Origin of the sequence: Microbacterium sp. KR10-403 (genome assembly GCF_040196215.1) — a bacterium.
In the GTDB taxonomy this organism is placed as follows: domain Bacteria; phylum Actinomycetota; class Actinomycetes; order Actinomycetales; family Microbacteriaceae; genus Microbacterium.
Genome location: NZ_JBEGDC010000002.1, coordinates 339,761 through 354,851, shown reverse-complemented (window position 1 = coordinate 354,851; position 15,091 = coordinate 339,761). Strand labels below are relative to the sequence as shown.

Annotated in this window: 12 protein-coding genes; 4 read left to right on the top strand and 8 right to left on the bottom strand. The window is 69.7% G+C overall.

Annotated elements, in window-relative coordinates:
• Positions 1 to 299: 299 nt before the first annotated feature.
• From ABMQ42_RS05305 to ABMQ42_RS05290, 4 genes are read left to right on the top strand one after another with little or no spacing between them, the layout of a single operon-like run.
• Complete coding sequence (locus ABMQ42_RS05305) at positions 300 to 1,961, top strand: ABC transporter substrate-binding protein (protein WP_349721811.1); 1,662 nt, start codon at positions 300 to 302, stop codon at positions 1,959 to 1,961.
• Positions 1,958 to 3,640: a dipeptide ABC transporter ATP-binding protein gene (locus ABMQ42_RS05300; RefSeq protein WP_349721810.1), complete on the top strand. Its 1,683-nt coding sequence runs from the start codon at positions 1,958 to 1,960 to the stop codon at positions 3,638 to 3,640. Before ABMQ42_RS05305 ends, ABMQ42_RS05300 begins: the two co-directional genes overlap by 4 nt.
• The gene (locus ABMQ42_RS05295; protein WP_349721809.1) at positions 3,637 to 4,572 is read left to right on the top strand and encodes an ABC transporter permease; all 936 of its coding nucleotides are present in this window, start codon (positions 3,637 to 3,639) and stop codon (positions 4,570 to 4,572) included. The genes ABMQ42_RS05300 and ABMQ42_RS05295 overlap by 4 nt, the downstream gene beginning before the upstream one ends.
• Complete coding sequence (locus ABMQ42_RS05290) at positions 4,569 to 5,561, top strand: ABC transporter permease (protein ID WP_349721808.1); 993 nt, start codon at positions 4,569 to 4,571, stop codon at positions 5,559 to 5,561. The genes ABMQ42_RS05295 and ABMQ42_RS05290 overlap by 4 nt, the downstream gene beginning before the upstream one ends.
• A 28-nt stretch (positions 5,562 to 5,589) precedes the next feature.
• Here ABMQ42_RS05290 and ABMQ42_RS05285 read toward each other — a convergent pair whose 3' ends face one another.
• The 8 genes from ABMQ42_RS05285 to ptsP form a co-directional block, all read right to left on the bottom strand.
• Positions 5,590 to 6,543 carry an SDR family oxidoreductase gene (locus ABMQ42_RS05285; RefSeq protein ID WP_349721807.1) on the bottom strand — a complete coding sequence of 318 codons (954 nt, stop codon included), beginning with the start codon at positions 6,541 to 6,543 and terminating at the stop codon, positions 5,590 to 5,592.
• Complete coding sequence (locus ABMQ42_RS05280) at positions 6,540 to 7,490, bottom strand: bile acid:sodium symporter family protein (protein WP_349721806.1); 951 nt, start codon at positions 7,488 to 7,490, stop codon at positions 6,540 to 6,542. The genes ABMQ42_RS05285 and ABMQ42_RS05280 overlap by 4 nt, the downstream gene beginning before the upstream one ends.
• Positions 7,487 to 8,788 (bottom strand): flavin-containing monooxygenase, encoded by a 1,302-nt coding sequence (locus tag ABMQ42_RS05275; RefSeq protein WP_349721805.1) that lies wholly within the window; start codon positions 8,786 to 8,788, stop codon positions 7,487 to 7,489. Before ABMQ42_RS05275 ends, ABMQ42_RS05280 begins: the two co-directional genes overlap by 4 nt.
• 98 nt (positions 8,789 to 8,886) lie before the next feature.
• Complete coding sequence (locus ABMQ42_RS05270; RefSeq protein WP_349721804.1) at positions 8,887 to 9,828, bottom strand: DUF559 domain-containing protein; 942 nt, start codon at positions 9,826 to 9,828, stop codon at positions 8,887 to 8,889.
• A 306-nt stretch (positions 9,829 to 10,134) separates the two neighbouring features.
• Complete coding sequence (locus ABMQ42_RS05265) at positions 10,135 to 11,283, bottom strand: mannitol-1-phosphate 5-dehydrogenase (RefSeq protein ID WP_349721803.1); 1,149 nt, start codon at positions 11,281 to 11,283, stop codon at positions 10,135 to 10,137.
• On the bottom strand, positions 11,280 to 11,720 hold the full coding sequence (locus ABMQ42_RS05260) for a PTS mannitol transporter subunit IIA (protein ID WP_349721802.1): 441 nt from the start codon (positions 11,718 to 11,720) through the stop codon (positions 11,280 to 11,282). The genes ABMQ42_RS05265 and ABMQ42_RS05260 overlap by 4 nt, the downstream gene beginning before the upstream one ends.
• Positions 11,721 to 11,810: 90 nt before the next feature.
• Positions 11,811 to 13,376 carry a PTS mannitol transporter subunit IIBC gene (locus ABMQ42_RS05255; RefSeq protein ID WP_349721801.1) on the bottom strand — a complete coding sequence of 522 codons (1,566 nt, stop codon included), beginning with the start codon at positions 13,374 to 13,376 and terminating at the stop codon, positions 11,811 to 11,813.
• 30 nt (positions 13,377 to 13,406) lie between these two features.
• Entirely contained in the window at positions 13,407 to 15,089 is a 1,683-nt protein-coding gene (ptsP, locus tag ABMQ42_RS05250; protein WP_349721800.1) for a phosphoenolpyruvate--protein phosphotransferase, read from the bottom strand.
• Between the last annotated feature and the right edge of the window lie 2 nt (positions 15,090 to 15,091).

The window sequence follows — 15,091 nt, the reverse complement described above, 5'->3', positions numbered from 1 at the left end:
TTCGGAGGATCGCGCGAACTTCGGAGCCGGGTGCGTGTTCGGCTCCGAAGAAGGCGTGACTCTCCGAAGCCTGTGAGAGCAGGGGCGCGGGCGCTGGCGAGGCGCCCCGCGTCGGCGACGCAGGGGGACAGAGTGCCGCGGCAGCGGCGACGCAGGGAGCAGGATGCCGCGGCATCCGTGACGCAAGATTTCACCCGCGTGCGGGAATACCTTTGCCATGAGGGATGCTGGAACATAACGGTCGGCGGACCACAGCCCACTCACCGCCGAAACCCGTGCCCCAAGAAAGAGGACCCCCCATGAGACGACACCTGACGGGCGCCATCGCGCTCGCAGCGGCCGCGACGCTGGCGCTCACCGCCTGCTCGGGCGGCGGCGGCAGCAGCGCCGAGAAGACGGGCAGCACCGGGGGGACGCTCACGATCCTCACCTCGGCGACCCAGATCAACCTCGACCCCGCGAAGAGCCAGAACCTCGCGATCACGACGCTCGGTCTCATCGAGCGCCGCCTGACGACGTGGGACATCCAGAAGGGCAAAGACCCCAAGGTCGTCCCCGACCTCGCCACCGACACCGGCACGGTCAGCGACGACGGCAAGACCTGGACCTACACGCTCAAGGACGGCCTGAAGTTCGCCGACGGCACGCCGATCACGAGCGAAGACATCAAGTACGGCATCGAGCGCTCATTCGCGCCCGAGCTGTCCGGCGGCCTCGGGTACCACAAGTCGCTGCTGGTCGGCGGCGAGGACTACAAGGGCCCCTACACCGACGGCGACCTCGACTCGATCGAGACGCCCGATGACAAGACCATCGTCTTCCACCTGAACTCGTCGTACGGCGACTGGCCGTGGATCGTCTCGATGCCGGCGTTCGCCCCGGTCCCGAAGGACAAGGACGACCCCAAGACCTACGGTGACGACCCGGTGGCCACCGGTCCGTACAAGGTCTCGTCGAACAAGCAGGGCACCGCGCTCGAGCTCGTCCGCAACACCGAGTGGGACAAGAGCACCGACTCGGTGCGCACCGCAGGCCCCGACAAGATCATCTTCAAGGAGAGCCAGGACGTCTCCACCAGCACCCAGTCGCTGATCACCGACGCGGGCAGCGCGAAGACGTCGTTCCTGGCGACCTACCTCGGTGCCGCCGAGCTGGCCCTGGTCAACAAGAACCCGAGCGCCAAGGAGCGGCTGGCCACCAGCGACGCCGGTCCCATCAACTACCTCGCCATGAACACGCAGCGCGGTGCGCTGAAGGACCTCAAGGTGCGCCAGGCGATCGAGTACGCCGTCGACCCGAAGGCGTTCATCATCGCGCAGGGCGGCAGCCAGGCGGCGATCCGCGCGACCACGCTGATCACCCCCGGCATCCCCGGGCGCCAGGAGTACGACCTGTACCCGTCGGGCGACGACGGCGATGTCGCCAAGGCCAAGCAGCTGCTGCAGGAGGCCGGCCACTCCGACGACCTGAACCTCGTGCTGTGGGCGGCCAACGACTCGTCGAGCCAGGCGCAGGCGCAGGCGCTCGAGCAGGGCATCGAGCGCGCGGGCATCAAGGTCACGATCAAGCCGCTCGACATCAACACGATGTACACCGATGCGACGGGTGACAACCCCGACTACGACCTGATCCTCGGCGGGTGGCAGCCCGACTTCCCGAGCGCGAACGGCAACATCCAGCCGCTGTTCGACTCGAGCCAGATCGGCGGCGGCGGGTACAACCTCGCCCGTTACTCGAACAGCGAGGTCGACGGCCTCATCGACCAGGCGACGGCGGCCACCGACCCGGCGCAGGCGCAGTCGCTGTGGGCGCAGGCCGACAAGCGGATCATGCAGGACGCCCCGGTCGTCCCGCTGACCTACTCGAAGCAGTCGTTCCTGGCCGGCAGCGATGTCGAGAACTTCTTCATCGCGTCGTTCCCCGCCTATCCGAACTACCTGACTGTCACACTGAAGCAGTGAGTTCATCCGGCGATCAGCCGGTGCTGTCGGCGGACGCGATCCGTATCGCGTTCGCCGACGGCCCGCGCAGCGAAGCCCGCACCGTCGTCGACGGGGTGGGCTTCGAGCTGTACCCGGGGCGCGTCCTCGCGCTCGTGGGCGAGTCGGGGTCGGGCAAGTCGGTCACGGCGATGTCGGTCCTGGGGCTACTTCCCCCCAACGCGCGCGTGTCCGGCACCATCCGCCTCGGCGACCGCGAGCTGGTCGGCGCTCCCGCCGGCGTGCTGCGCGCCGTGCGCGGCGGCCGCATCGGCACGATCTTCCAAGAGCCGATGAACGCGTTCGACCCGGTCTACACGATCGAGTGGCAGATCGTCGAGGCACTGCGCGCCCACACGAGCGCCGACCGGTCATCGGCCCGGGCGCGGGTGCGCGAGCTGTTGCGCTCGGTGGGGATCCGCGACGTCGACCGTGTGGCGCGCTCGCATCCGCATGAGCTCAGCGGCGGCCAGCTGCAGCGCGCGATGATCGCGATGGCGCTCTCCTGCGACCCCGAGATCCTCATGGCCGACGAGCCGACCACGGCACTCGACGTCACCGTGCAGGCCGGCATCCTCGAGCTCATCCGCACGATGGCGGCCGAGCGTCAGGTGGCCGTCCTCCTCATCACCCACGACATGGGCGTGGTCGCCGACCTGGCCGACGACGTGATCGTGATGCGCGCCGGCGAGGTCGTGGAGAGGGCGGATGCCGCGACCCTGTTCGCCTCTCCACGGGCCGCGTACACGCGCGAACTGCTGCAGGCCGTGCCGCGGCTCGACCAGGCCGGCGCAGTGACGGCTCAGGAGGCATCCACCCCCCGCGTCGTCGAGGTCGACGACCTGTCGATCGACTACGCGTCGACGGGCTGGGGACGCCCTCCGCTGCACGCCGTCCAGGGCGTGGGCTTCACGATCGACGCCGGCCGCACGTTCGGCCTGGTGGGCGAGTCGGGATCGGGCAAGTCCACCATCGGCCGCGCACTGGCGGGGCTGATCGCCCCGGCCGGCGGCAGTGTGCGGGTAGACGGGAGCGATCTGGCCACGGCATCCCGCCGCCGACTGCGGCGCGTGCGGCGCGGCATCGGCTACGTCTTCCAGGACCCGGCGTCGTCGCTGAACCCCCGGCAGACCGTGGGGCGGGCGATCTCCGAGCCGCTGCGACTGCACACCCGGCAGGGGCAGACCGAGCGGCGCGCCCGCGTCGCGGAGCTGCTAGATGCCGTGAACCTGCCGGCCGCGTTCGCCGAGCGGTACCCGCACGAGCTGTCGGGCGGCCAGCGTCAGCGCGTGGCGATCGCGCGCGCCGTCGCGTTGCACCCGGCGCTGCTCATCGCCGACGAGCCCACCAGCGCGCTCGACGTGTCGGTGCAGGCCACCGTGCTGAAGCTGTTCGTGCAGCTGCAGCGCGACTTCGGGTTCGCATGCCTGTTCATCAGCCACGACCTCGCCGTCGTGCAGGAGGTCGCGCATGACGTGGCGGTGCTGCAGAACGGCCGCATCGTCGAGTCGGGCCCCGCCCGGGCCCTGCTCACCGACCCGCAGCAGCCCTACACGCAGCGGCTCATCGCCGCGGCACCCGTCGCCGACCCCGACGCGCAGCGCGAGCGGCGCGACGCCTGGCTGCAGCTGGCGGCCGACGACGAGGGGGTGAGCGCATGACCACCGCCAACACGATCGAGGGCACCGGCATCCCGTCGCGACGCACCGGATTCCGGCACATCGTGCGCTCCGTCCTGCGCGACCGGTGGGCGACCGCCGGCGCGATCGTCATCATCGTCTTCGTGCTCGCGGCGCTTCTCGCGCCGTTGTTGACCGCCATCACCGGGCAGAACCCGTACACGTACCACGTCGACCTGCTCGACGACTCGGGTGCGCCCGTGGGCTGGGGCGGCGGCATCAGTGCGACGCACTGGTTCGGCGTCGAGCCGCTCACCGGCCGCGACCTGTTCTCGATCGTCGTCTACGGCGCGCGCATCTCGCTGCTGGTGGGCATCAGCGCCACCGTGCTGTCGGTGTTCATCGGCGTGCTCGTCGGGGTGACGACGGGCTTCTTCGGCGGCTGGTACGACAGGATCCTCAGCCGGGTCGTCGACGTGATGTTCGGCTTCCCGGTGCTCGTGTTCATGATCGCGCTGACCGCCATCGTGCCCACGGCGTTCCCCAAGCCGCTGTTCATGATCATCGTCATCGGGTTCTTCGGCTGGCCGTCGATCTCGCGCGTCGTGCGCGGGCAGGTGCTGTCGCTGCGCGAGCGCGCCTTCGTGACGGCATCCACCGCCATGGGCGCCAGCGGCTGGCGCGTGGCGTTCGGCCAGGTGCTGCCCAACGTGTCGGCGACGATCATCGTCTACACGACCATCATGGTGCCCTCGATGATCGGCTTCGAGGCCGCGCTGTCGTTCCTGGGCGTCGGCGTGCCGCCGCCCACGCCCAGCTGGGGCCGCACGATCGGCGAGGCAGTTTCCTGGGTGCAGATCAGCCCGATGTACCTCGTGTTCCCGGGGGCCGCGCTGTTCCTCATCACGCTCGCGTTCAACATGCTCGGCGACGGGCTGCGCGACGCCCTCGACCCGAAGGGAGGCGGCCGGTGACCCGGTTCATCCTGCAGCGCCTCGGCGGCATGATCCTCGTGCTGCTGGTCGTGGCGATCGTCTCCTTCGCGATCTTCTACCTGCTGCCCACGAACCCCGCGCAGCTGAGCTGCGGCAAGCCGTGCACGCCCGAGAACCTCGAGCGCGCGAAGGAGTTCATGGGCACCAACCTGCCCTGGTGGCAGCAGCTCGGCGCCTTCCTGTGGGGCATCGTCGCGGGGCGCAGCTTCGGAACGGGGGATGCCGCGATCTCGTGCGCCGCGCCGTGCTTCGGGTACTCCTTCCAGCTGAACGCGTCGGTCACGGAGCTGATCGCCTCGCGCTTCCCGGTGTCGGCGTCGATCGCCGTCGGCGCCGCGGTGCTGTGGCTGCTGATGGGCGTGGCCGGGGGAGTGGTCGCGGCCCTGCGCCGCAACACCTGGGTCGACCGCACCGTGATGACGTTCGCGATCGCGGGCGTCTCGGCGCCCAGCTACCTCGTCGGGCTGCTGGGGATCCTGCTGTTCGGATTCACGCTGCAGTGGTTCCCGACGGGCGGCTACGTGCCGCTGACCGAGGACCCGCTGCAGTGGTTCCTGCATCTGATCCTGCCGTGGTGCACGCTCGCGTTCATCTCGGCGGCGATCTACGCGCGGCTGACCCGCGGCGAGATGATCGAGACGATGGGGCAGGACTACATCCGCACCGTGCGCGCGAAGGGCGTGGGCGAGGGTCGGGTGGTCGTGCGCCACGGGCTGCGCAACGCCATCATCCCCGTGGTCACGATCTTCGGGCTCGACCTCGGAGGTCTGCTGGGCGGCACCGTCATCGCCGAGAAGGTGTTCTCGATGCAGGGGCTGGGCGCGATGCTCATCGACGGGGTCAACACGCTCGACCTGCAGCTCGTGATCGGGTTCACCCTGTTCTCGGCGTTCTTGATCGTGCTCGCGAACTTCATCGTCGATCTGCTGTACGGGTTCGTCGATCCGCGGGTGAAGGCGCGCGCCTGAGGCGGCGGAACGGCCGGCCGAGCCGCCGCTAGTCGCGCGCGACGCCGGGATGCGACGCGAGGTACGCCTCGAACGCCTCGCGGCTGGTCTTGACCGGGGTGTAGCCGAAGTCCTCGACGAGCGCCCGGTTGGCCAGCACGGGCCGGTGCTGAAGGAAGCCGACGCGCTCAGGCCCGTGCACGGTGAGGCGCAGCATCCTGCCCACCCGCAGGGCGAAGGCGAGCAGGCCCGGCGACAGCACCAGCAGCCTCTTGCGCAGGCGGGCGGCGATCTCGGGAACGGTCATCGCCCCGGAACCTGCCACGTTGTAGATGCCGGGCGGGCCGTCGGTCGCCGCCCGTGCGAACGCCGCCGCGATGTCGTCGACCCACACGAACACGAACGGCGAGTCCGAGCCGCGCACCTGCAGGATGCGCGGGCCGTCCCACAGCGCCGTGATCTGGTTGCGGACGGTGGGCCCGAGGATCGTGCCGCTGCGGAACACGACCTGCTCGAGTTCGGGATGCTGCGCGCGCGTGTCGGCGAGCATCTGCTCGACGAGCTTCTTGTGCTTCGAGTACGTGAACTCGTCGTTGCCGCGCACCGGCTGCGATTCGTCGATCCACTCCGGGCTGTCGGGGTGGTAGCCGTAGGCCGCGCCCGACGATGACACGACCAGGCGGCGCACGCCGGTGGAGACGCATGCGTCGATGACATGCCGCGATCCGTCGACGTCGACGGGGTACTCGAGTGCGGCATCCCGACCCGGATTCACGATCGCGGCGAGGTGCACCACCACGTCGATCTCATGGCGGCGCAGCACGCCCGCCACCGCGTCGGCACGGGTGACGTCGCACTCGTCGTAGACGACGCCGGCGACGGGATGCTGCGGCTGCCGCACATCGCCCGAAACGACCAGCTGCACCTCGGGGTGAGCGGCGAGCACGCTCACGACCTGCGAGCCGAGAAAGCCCGACCCGCCGGTGACCAGCACCCGGGTCATGACGCGGCCTCCGCGGCCGGAATCGTCGCATCGCCCTTCACATCGCCGGTGTGGCGCTTGGTGTGCCGGGCCCACAGGGCCGCCAGCACGAGGCCCGCGACGATGTCCCACACGCCCCACCAGCCGGCGACGATGGCCATGCCGCCGAGGCCGCCGAAGAACGCGAAGATGAGGCCGAGGCCCAGCCCCGAGTTGCGGATGCCCACCTCGAACGTCATCGCCTTGCGCTCGCGGGTGCCCAGGCCCCCGATCGTCGCGGTCGTCCAGCCGATGCCGAGGGCGACGGCGTCGTGGATCGCGACGGCGATGGCGATGAGCCCGATGAACGCCACGAAGTACTGCCAGTTGCCGGCGAGGGCGCCGACGATGAACGCGGCCAGGGCCAGCAGGCTGAACCAGCGCACGAACGGCTGCGTGCGCTTCGCGAACGCGGCGAAGCGCGCGCGGATCGCCAGGCCCACGGCGAACGGCACGCCGATGATCAGCAGGATCTCGAGCAGCATCTCCCAGCCGTTCAGCGACACCGACTGCAGGAGCGCGCGGGTGTCGGGGCGGATGGCGCCCCACAGGGCGATGCTGATCGGCATCGTGAAGATGTAGATGACGTTCGAGACCGCGGTCATCGACACCGACAGCGCGACGTTGCCGCCGGAGCGGTGGGTGAGCACCTGCGAGATGTTGCCCGGCGGGCAGCACGCCACCAGGATCATGCCCAGCGCCATCGAGGCGGTCACCGGCAGGACGAGCGTCAGCAGGAACGTGACCCCCGGCAGCACGATCAGCTGCGCGAGGATCGCGATGATCAGCGGCTTGGGCTTGCGCAGCACGACGCGGAAGTCGGAGGGCGCCGTGTCCAGCGCGATCCCGAACATGATGAGCGCGAGCACCACGTCGAGGATGACGAGGGTGCCCGGCGTGAAGTTCAGGTGGGCGTCGTCGATGGTCATGCCGCGGCCTTCCCCCGAGCCAGTGCCTTCGTGTGCGCGCGCACGGCGCGCCGGTAGGCGTCCTTGTTGACGTAGTACGACATGCGCTCCAGCCCCAGATAGTGGTACCCGCCGGTCAGGTCGGGCCACGACTCGCTGCCTACACGACGGCGGAGGGATGCCTGGGCCGCCGCGTCGGCGGAGAGGTACGCGGCGATCAGCTCGGCCTGCTCGTAGCGCCCCTGCCAGCCGATGCCCGACGCCTCGATCATGCCCATCACGAACAGGCCGTTGAACGACGGCGGGAACACGTTCAGGAAGAGCTTCGGCGACCAGTCGGTCCAGTTCAGCTCCGCGCGGTCGACGAACGGGTAGTCGAGGCGGTAGCCGGTGGCCAGCAGCACCAGGTCGTAGTCGTCGTGCGCCCCGTCGCGGAAGTGCACGGTGTCGCCGTCGAACCGGTCGATGTCGGCGCGGATGCGCAGATCGCCCTGGCCGAGGTGGCCCAGGATGAGCGTGTTGACGATGGGGTGCGACTCGTAGATCCGGTAGTCGGGCCGGGGGAATCCGAACGAGACGGGATCCCCGGTGAACGCGCGCAGCAGCCGGGTGTCGACGGCCTGCTTGATGCGCGCCGGCAGCGGGCGGCCCTGGTTGAGGGTGTCGGTGGGGCGGCCGAGCACATAGCGCGGCACGAAGTAGTAGCCGCGTCGCACGCTCATGTCGACCGCGGCGGCGTGGTGCACGGCGTCGACGGCGATGTCGCAGCCCGAGTTGCCCGCGCCGATGATGAGCACGCGCTTGCCGTCGAGCTGGGAGGCCTTCTTGTAGGCGCTGGTGTGCATGATCTCGCCCGAGAAGGTGCCGGAGAAGGCCGGGATGTTCGGCTCGGCGAGCGTGCCGTTGGCGATGACGACCCCGTCGTAGAGGGTCGATGTCTCGCCCGCCGGACCCTCGGCGCGCAGCATCCACCGTCCGTCGTCCTGCCGCTTCAGGTCGGTGACCCGCGTGTCGAAGCGGAAGTGGGCGGCCAGATCGAAGCGCTCGGCGTACGAGCGGAAGTACTCGTGCAGCACGCGGTGGCCGGGGTAGTCGACGGTGGTGTCCATCGGGAACTCGGCGAACTCGGTCGTCGTGCGCGACGAGATCAGATGTGCCGACTCGTACATCGTCGACCGGGGATTGCTGATGTCCCACAGGCCGCCGACGTCGTGCGACGCCTCGTATCCGTCGAAGCTGAGTCCGGCCTTGCTGAAGGCACGGGCGGCGGAGAGGCCCGACGGGCCGGCGCCGATGATGGCATACGTCTTCGTTGACATGACTCCTCACCGCCCGGCGCGTTCGGGTGTGCGCGCAGGCGGTGACGTCGATGTTATCCGCTGTTAACCCGGATGCGAAACCGAGCGGCGCTCGTTGTTCAGAACTCCGCAGATCTGAGCGGGCCGGACGTCGAACGGGCGCCAGCGCGGCGCCTGCGCGCGGGTCTTGCGGAGTTCTGAACGCATGGCCGAAGCGGCGGGTGCGCGATCACCGCCTTCAGGAGAGTGAGCACGTGGTCCGAGCGGTACAGGATGTCCTCCGCAAGAGGGCGGATGGTGGTATAGCCGAGCGCTGCCGCGGCCATGTCCCGCGCGCGGTCTTCCTTCTGCTTCTCCCATCCTTCGTGGTACTTCTTGCTGTCGCACTCGATGATGAGCCACCCGTCGACGACGAAGTCCACCCGTCCGACACCGCGGATCTTCACCTGCACGTCGAAGCGACAGCGGATGCCGCGCAGCATCAGGCGCATGAGCGTCTCCGGACCGGATTCGGCGCGCTCGTCCAGAAGCGCACGAAGCCGCTGGTAGCGGCGGGGGAGCAGCGCGAAGACGGCATCGATCTTCTCGTCGTCGACGATGCCGTGGTGCCACGCGCTGTCGAGTGTCGCGATCGCCTCGCGCAGGCCCTGACATCGGAACGACTGGGCGAGCGCCTCAACCACGTCCGCGCACAGGTTCTGGCGCTCGCAGGAGGATGAGCGCCAGTGGCGGACGACCTCTTTGCCGGCGGTCGGCAGTCGGGTCGAGCCGTCCTCCACTTGTATATGCGTCTTGTCGTGGGTGTGGACGAACACACCGAGAGCGCGTAGCAGCGAGAGGCAGTCGAGGCGGCCGCCGAGCCTGCCCGCTTTCAGAAGGTCAGCGTGCAGGCCGGTGCGCACGTACCGTCCCTTGCGCAGGCGGATGAGCTCACCCGCTGCGACGCCGTGGCTGATGTCTCTGCTGCGCAGCCCGGCTTCGATGAGTGCATCTCGGCTGAGGAACGTCAGCGGCAGCAGCTCTTCACTCAGCTCAAAGGGTGTCTTCTCTTTCTGCGCCATGACGCCATGACACCGGACGAGCGATGTCCGTGGAGCGGTCCGCCGACATCTGTGCACAACTCGCTCTCGCCCTCCGGCTGGGGAGGAATCGACGAACGGGCGGGTCGTCGCGCGGGAGTCCGTTCAGAGCGGCGTTCAGAGCGGCGTTCAGAACTCCGCAACTCTGCGGCCCACAGGGCGCAGATCGCGCTCTAGAGGTCGATTCTGCGCGGGATGTGCTGAGTACTGAACGCCCCGGCGCCGAAAGGAGCCGGCCCGGCGCGTCGACACTCCACGAAGACCACCACGGCGCGGCCCCCGAAGCCGCTACAGCGCCGCCTGGCGCGCCGCCACCGTGTCGCGCACGCGCGCGTACAGCGGGTGAGACGCCTCGAGCCCGGTCACCTCGGCCGTGAAGGCGTCGGCGTCCTGCTCGTGCAGCATGCGCTGCAGGTCGACCGACTGCGGGTCCTCGTCATCGTCGAAGGCGAGCGCCGCGCCGATGGCGGCGACCAGCCCGTCGACCGAAAGCCCGCGCTCGGCGGCCTCGGCCGCCGGCCCCACGAACCGTTCGTGCCGCGACAGTTTGCGCAGCGGCTGCCGCCCGACGCGCCACACGGTGTCGGGCAGCGAGGGGTTGCGGAACCGGTTCAGGATCGTCGCGCGGTACTGGGCCAGCTCTCCGGCGTCGAGGCCGTGCTTGGCGGCGAGCAGCGCCGAGGTCTCTTCGAGCGCCGTCGCCACATGCGCGGCGATCGCGTCATCGGCCAGCGCGTCCGAGATCTTCTCGATCCCGGCCTGCGCGCCGAAGTACGCGGTGGTCGCGTGCCCGGTGTTGACGGTGAAGAGCTTGCGCTCGATGTACGGCGCGAGGTCGGGCACGAAGTGCGCGCCCGGCAGGTGCGGCGGGTTCTCGCCAAACGGCGGCCGCTCGATCGCCCACTCGTAGAACGGCTCGACCGTGACATCCACCCCCGCCCCTTCGGGCTGGGCGGGCACGATCCGGTCCACGGCGGTGTTCGCGAACACGACCCGATCGGCCAGCAGCGGCCAGTCGTCCGCGGCGATGGCGACGATCTCGTCGCGCAGCAGGTCGGTCGCATTGATCGCGTTCTCGCACGCCATCACCTGAAGGGGGGTGGATGCCGCATCCCGCCGCCGCAGGCCTGCCAGCACGAGCGGCGCCACGAACTTGAGGATCGTCGGCCCGACCGCGGTGGTGACCACATCGGCCGCGGCGACCTCGTCGGCGACCTCGTCGGGGTGCTCGGCGGAGTTGATCGCGCGGAACCCGGTGACGACGGTGTCGCCCCCGCCGTCGCCGACGGCATGCACCGTGTACGAGTCGACGGCGTTGATGGCGTCGACCAGGGCGCCGGCCACGTCCGAGAAGACGAGCTCGTAGCCGCCCTCGTGCAGCAGCAGCCCGACGAAGCCGCGCCCGATGTTGCCGGCGCCGAAGTGGACTGCCTTCATGATTCGTTCACGCTCGCCAGCAGGTCGTAGAGCTCTTCGGGCGTCGAGGCGGACTTGAGCTTCTCGACGTCATCCTCCTCGGAGAACAGGATGGCGATCTGCGACAGGATCTCCAGGTGCTCGCCGCCCTTGCCGGCGATGCCGATGACGAACGTGACCGGCTCGCCGCCCCAGTCCACGCCGCCGTCGTAGCGAACGACCGAGAGCGCCGAGTCGAGGATGGTGTCCTTGGTCTCGTTGGTGCCGTGCGGGATGGCGAGCTCGTTGCCCATGTACGTCGACACGGTCTGCTCGCGCTGCTGCATGGCGTCGTAGTAGGCGCTCGTGACGGCGCCGGCCGCTTCGAGGATGTCGGCGGCCTCCTTCATCGCCTGCTCCTGTGTGGCGCCGTCGGTGTGGATGCGCACCTGCCCGACGGTGAGGACCTCGTGTGCCATGTCGTGTTCCCTTCGTCTGCTGTCGATCCGAGGGCTGCGGGGCCGGGGGCTTCACGCCCGCCCGACCCCGCAGCGGTCCGCGGCCTTCTCCTACTCATCCTGGTGCTGCGAGCGCACCAGGTCCACGACCTCGTCGTACTTCGGCGAGTTCATGAAGTTGTCCACCGACACGTGGATCGCGTTCGGGGACTTCTCCCGAGCCCGGTCGGTGAGCTGGTTCTGCGTGATGATCAGGTCGGCGGAGCCGTCGAGGTTCGCGATGGCCTTGTTGACCACGGTGACCCCTTCGATGCCCGCCTTCTTGATCTTGTTGCGCAGCACGCTCGCCCCCATCGCCGATGACCCCATGCCCGCGTCGCACGCGAACACGATGCTGTTGACCGGACGGGACGCCTCGGCGGCGGGTGCGGCGACGCCGGCCGCCTCGGCGGTCGCGCCGGTCTCGCTGCGCAGCCCCGACAGCGCGTCGGACGACTTGCCCTTGTTCGACTCGGTCTGGCTGATCGCCGCGCTGAACGTGTCGGTTCCGGCCGCCTCGGCGGCGAGGTCCTTCTTGCGCGACGCCCGCAGGATGACCGCCGAGACGAGGAACGTGACCGCCGCCGACAGGATGACCGACAGGATCACCCCGAGATAGTCGGTCTGGAACGTCTGGGCTATCACCGCGATGATGCTGCCTGGTGCCGCGGGTGCTCGCAGGCCCGTGTTGAACAACACGTTCGTGGTCACACCGGTCATGCCGCCCAGGATGAGCGCGATGATCAGCGTCGGCTTCATCAGCGCGAACGGGAAGTACACCTCGTGGATGCCGCCGATGAACTGGATGACCGCGGCACCGGGTGCGGAGGCCTTCGCCGCCCCGATCCCGAAGATCGTGAACGCCAGCAGCAGACCGACACCGGGGCCGGGGTTCGCCTCGAGAAGGAACAGGATCGACTTGTGCGCCGGTCCCGCGGCCTGCTCGAGTCCCAGCGGAGTGAGAACGCCGTGGTTGATGGCGTTGTTCAGGAAGAACACCTTCGCGGGTTCGATCAGGATGCTCGTGAGCGGCAGCAGGTGCGCGCTGACCAGCCAGTTCACCGCGGCGCTGAGGATGTTCATGATGCCGTTGACGATCCACGCGATCGGGTAGAAGCCGAGGATGGCCAGGGCGAAGCCCCAGATGCCCGCCGAGAACATGTTGACGAGCATCTCGAAGCCGGCCTTGACCTTGCCCTCCCAGAGCTTGTCGAGCCACTTCATCGTGTAGCCGGCGATCGGGGCCATGATCATCGCGCCGATGAACATGTGGATCTGACCGAGCTGGTTGTCGGCCGGCTGGGTCAGGTTGTACTGCGCGATGAGGTAGTCCGACCCGGCGATGACGCCGAACGTCGAGATCGCGGCGACCACGGCGCCGCGCATGCCGTAGACCATGTGGCCGCCGGTGTAGGCGATCAACAGGGGCAGCAGGTAGTGGATCATCGGGCCGACGAGGGTGGACAGCGCCGGCACCGGCGTCCATCCGACGTCGATGAAGAATGCGGTGAAGATACCCCAGGCGATCAGCGCCGGGATGTTCGGCATGATCATGCCGGAGAGGAACGTGCCGAAGCGTTGAACGCCGACGCGGACCCCTCCCTTGCCCGCCTTCGCGGGTACGGACGCCGTTGTCATGTCAGTGTCACTTTCTCTCGGTGACGGCGGCTATGCCGCCGTGGTTCGGGATGCCGCGGCCTGGGCGGCCGCGCGGGCGGATGCCGCGTCGCTCGCGGCGAGGGCCGCCTCGGCGATGCGGCGCGCGTCGTCGAGGCCGTGACCGGCCAGCGACGCGCGGACGTCGGCCAGGGCCGACGGTGCCATCGACAGGCTCGTGGCGCCCAGGCCCACGAGCACGACGGCCAGCAGCGGGTCCGCGGCGGCCTCGCCGCAGATGCCCACCGGTTTGCCGGCGTCGCGCCCGGCCGCGCCGACCTCCTTGACGAGCCGCAGCACAGCGGGGTGCCACGGGTCCTGGAACGATGCGACCGAGCCCAGCAGCCGGTCGGCGGCCAGGGTGTACTGGGTCAGGTCGTTCGTGCCGATCGAGGCGAAGTCGGCCACCGCGAGGATGCGGTCGGCCAGCAGCGCGCACGAGGGTACCTCGACCATGACGCCCGGCGTCTTGATGCCCAGCTCGCGGGCCAGCGACGTGAAGTACTCCGTCTCCTCGACCGTGGCGACCATGGGTGCCATGACCCACAGGTCGGCGCCCTCGCCGCGCTCGGTGGTCGCGGCGTCCGCCTGTGCGAGCGCGGTGAGCTGGTCGCGCAGGATCTGCTCGCGCGCCCGCAGCACGCGGATGCCCCGCAGCCCGAGCGCCGGGTTCTCCTCCGTGTCGTCGTTGAGGAAGGCGAGCGGCTTGTCGGCGCCGGCGTCGAGCACCCGCACGACCACCTTGCTTCCGGCGAAGCCCGAAAGGAGCGTCTCGTACGCGGCCTGCTGATCGGCGACGGTCGGCGCATCGGTGGAGTTCAGGAACAGGAACTCCGTGCGGAACAGTCCCACGCCCTCGGCGCCCAGCTCACGGGCGGCGGCGGCGTCCTCGGGCTTGCCGAGGTTGGCCAGCAGCGGCACCGCGGTGCCGTCGGCCAGTGCGCCCGCCGTGAGTGGGGCCGCTGCGGCGGCCCGGCGCGCCTCGGCGCGCGCGGTCGCCTCCGCGACCTGCTCGGGCGTCGGGTCGGTCGTGACGGCGCCGGCCGCGGCATCCACGATCACCGTCTCACCGTCGGCCAGGGACGCCGCCTGCGCGACCCCGACGACCGCGACGATCGACTTCTCGCGCGCGAGGATCGCCGTGTGCGACGTGGGTCCGCCCTCGCTCGTGACGACGGCGAGAACCTGGTCGAGGTCGAGCAGCGCCGTGTCGGCGGGGGAGAGGTCGCGTGCGACGAGGATGAAGGGATGCCCGGGGTCGGGCACACCGGGGGCGGCGACCCCCGCCAGCCGAGCGAGCACGCGCTGCGCCACGTCACCCAGATCAGCAGCGCGCTCGCCGAGGTAGCCCCCCATCTCGGCGAGCGTCTGCTGGAAGGACGCGAAGGCGTCGTGCACGGCTCGCTCGGCTGTCTTCCCCCCGGCGATGCGGTCGTCGATGTCGTCCGCCAGAGACGGATCCTCCGCCATCATCGCCTGCGCTTCGAGCACTTCCTGCGCGGTCCCCCCGGCATGCTCTCCGCGTTCCTCGAGCTCACGGGCCACGGCCGCGAGGGCCTCGTGAGCACGTTCCTTCTCCTCATCGGGCGTCCGCGTGCTCGGCTCGTCAGCCGGCGCCGGCAGCGGATCCGCCATCCGGGCCACGGGGCCGGACGCCACGCCCAGCCCGACTCCCACTCCGGCAAGCGTCGCCATGG

Excerpts from the sequence above, each read along its gene's own strand:
- ABMQ42_RS05265 (WP_349721803.1), bottom strand. The coding sequence starts at position 11,283 with ATGAAGGCAGTCCACTTCGGCGCCGGCAACATCGGGCGCGGCTTCGTC.
- ABMQ42_RS05270 (WP_349721804.1), bottom strand. The coding sequence starts at position 9,828 with ATGGCGCAGAAAGAGAAGACACCCTTTGAGCTGAGTGAAGAGCTGCTG.
- ABMQ42_RS05255 (WP_349721801.1), bottom strand. The coding sequence starts at position 13,376 with ATGACAACGGCGTCCGTACCCGCGAAGGCGGGCAAGGGAGGGGTCCGC.
- ABMQ42_RS05285 (WP_349721807.1), bottom strand. The coding sequence starts at position 6,543 with ATGACCCGGGTGCTGGTCACCGGCGGGTCGGGCTTTCTCGGCTCGCAG.
- ABMQ42_RS05275 (WP_349721805.1), bottom strand. The coding sequence starts at position 8,788 with ATGTCAACGAAGACGTATGCCATCATCGGCGCCGGCCCGTCGGGCCTC.
- ABMQ42_RS05280 (WP_349721806.1), bottom strand. The coding sequence starts at position 7,490 with ATGACCATCGACGACGCCCACCTGAACTTCACGCCGGGCACCCTCGTC.
- ABMQ42_RS05305 (WP_349721811.1), top strand. The coding sequence starts at position 300 with ATGAGACGACACCTGACGGGCGCCATCGCGCTCGCAGCGGCCGCGACG.
- ABMQ42_RS05260 (WP_349721802.1), bottom strand. The coding sequence starts at position 11,720 with ATGGCACACGAGGTCCTCACCGTCGGGCAGGTGCGCATCCACACCGAC.
- ptsP (WP_349721800.1), bottom strand. The coding sequence starts at position 15,089 with ATGGCGACGCTTGCCGGAGTGGGAGTCGGGCTGGGCGTGGCGTCCGGC.
- ABMQ42_RS05295 (WP_349721809.1), top strand. The coding sequence starts at position 3,637 with ATGACCACCGCCAACACGATCGAGGGCACCGGCATCCCGTCGCGACGC.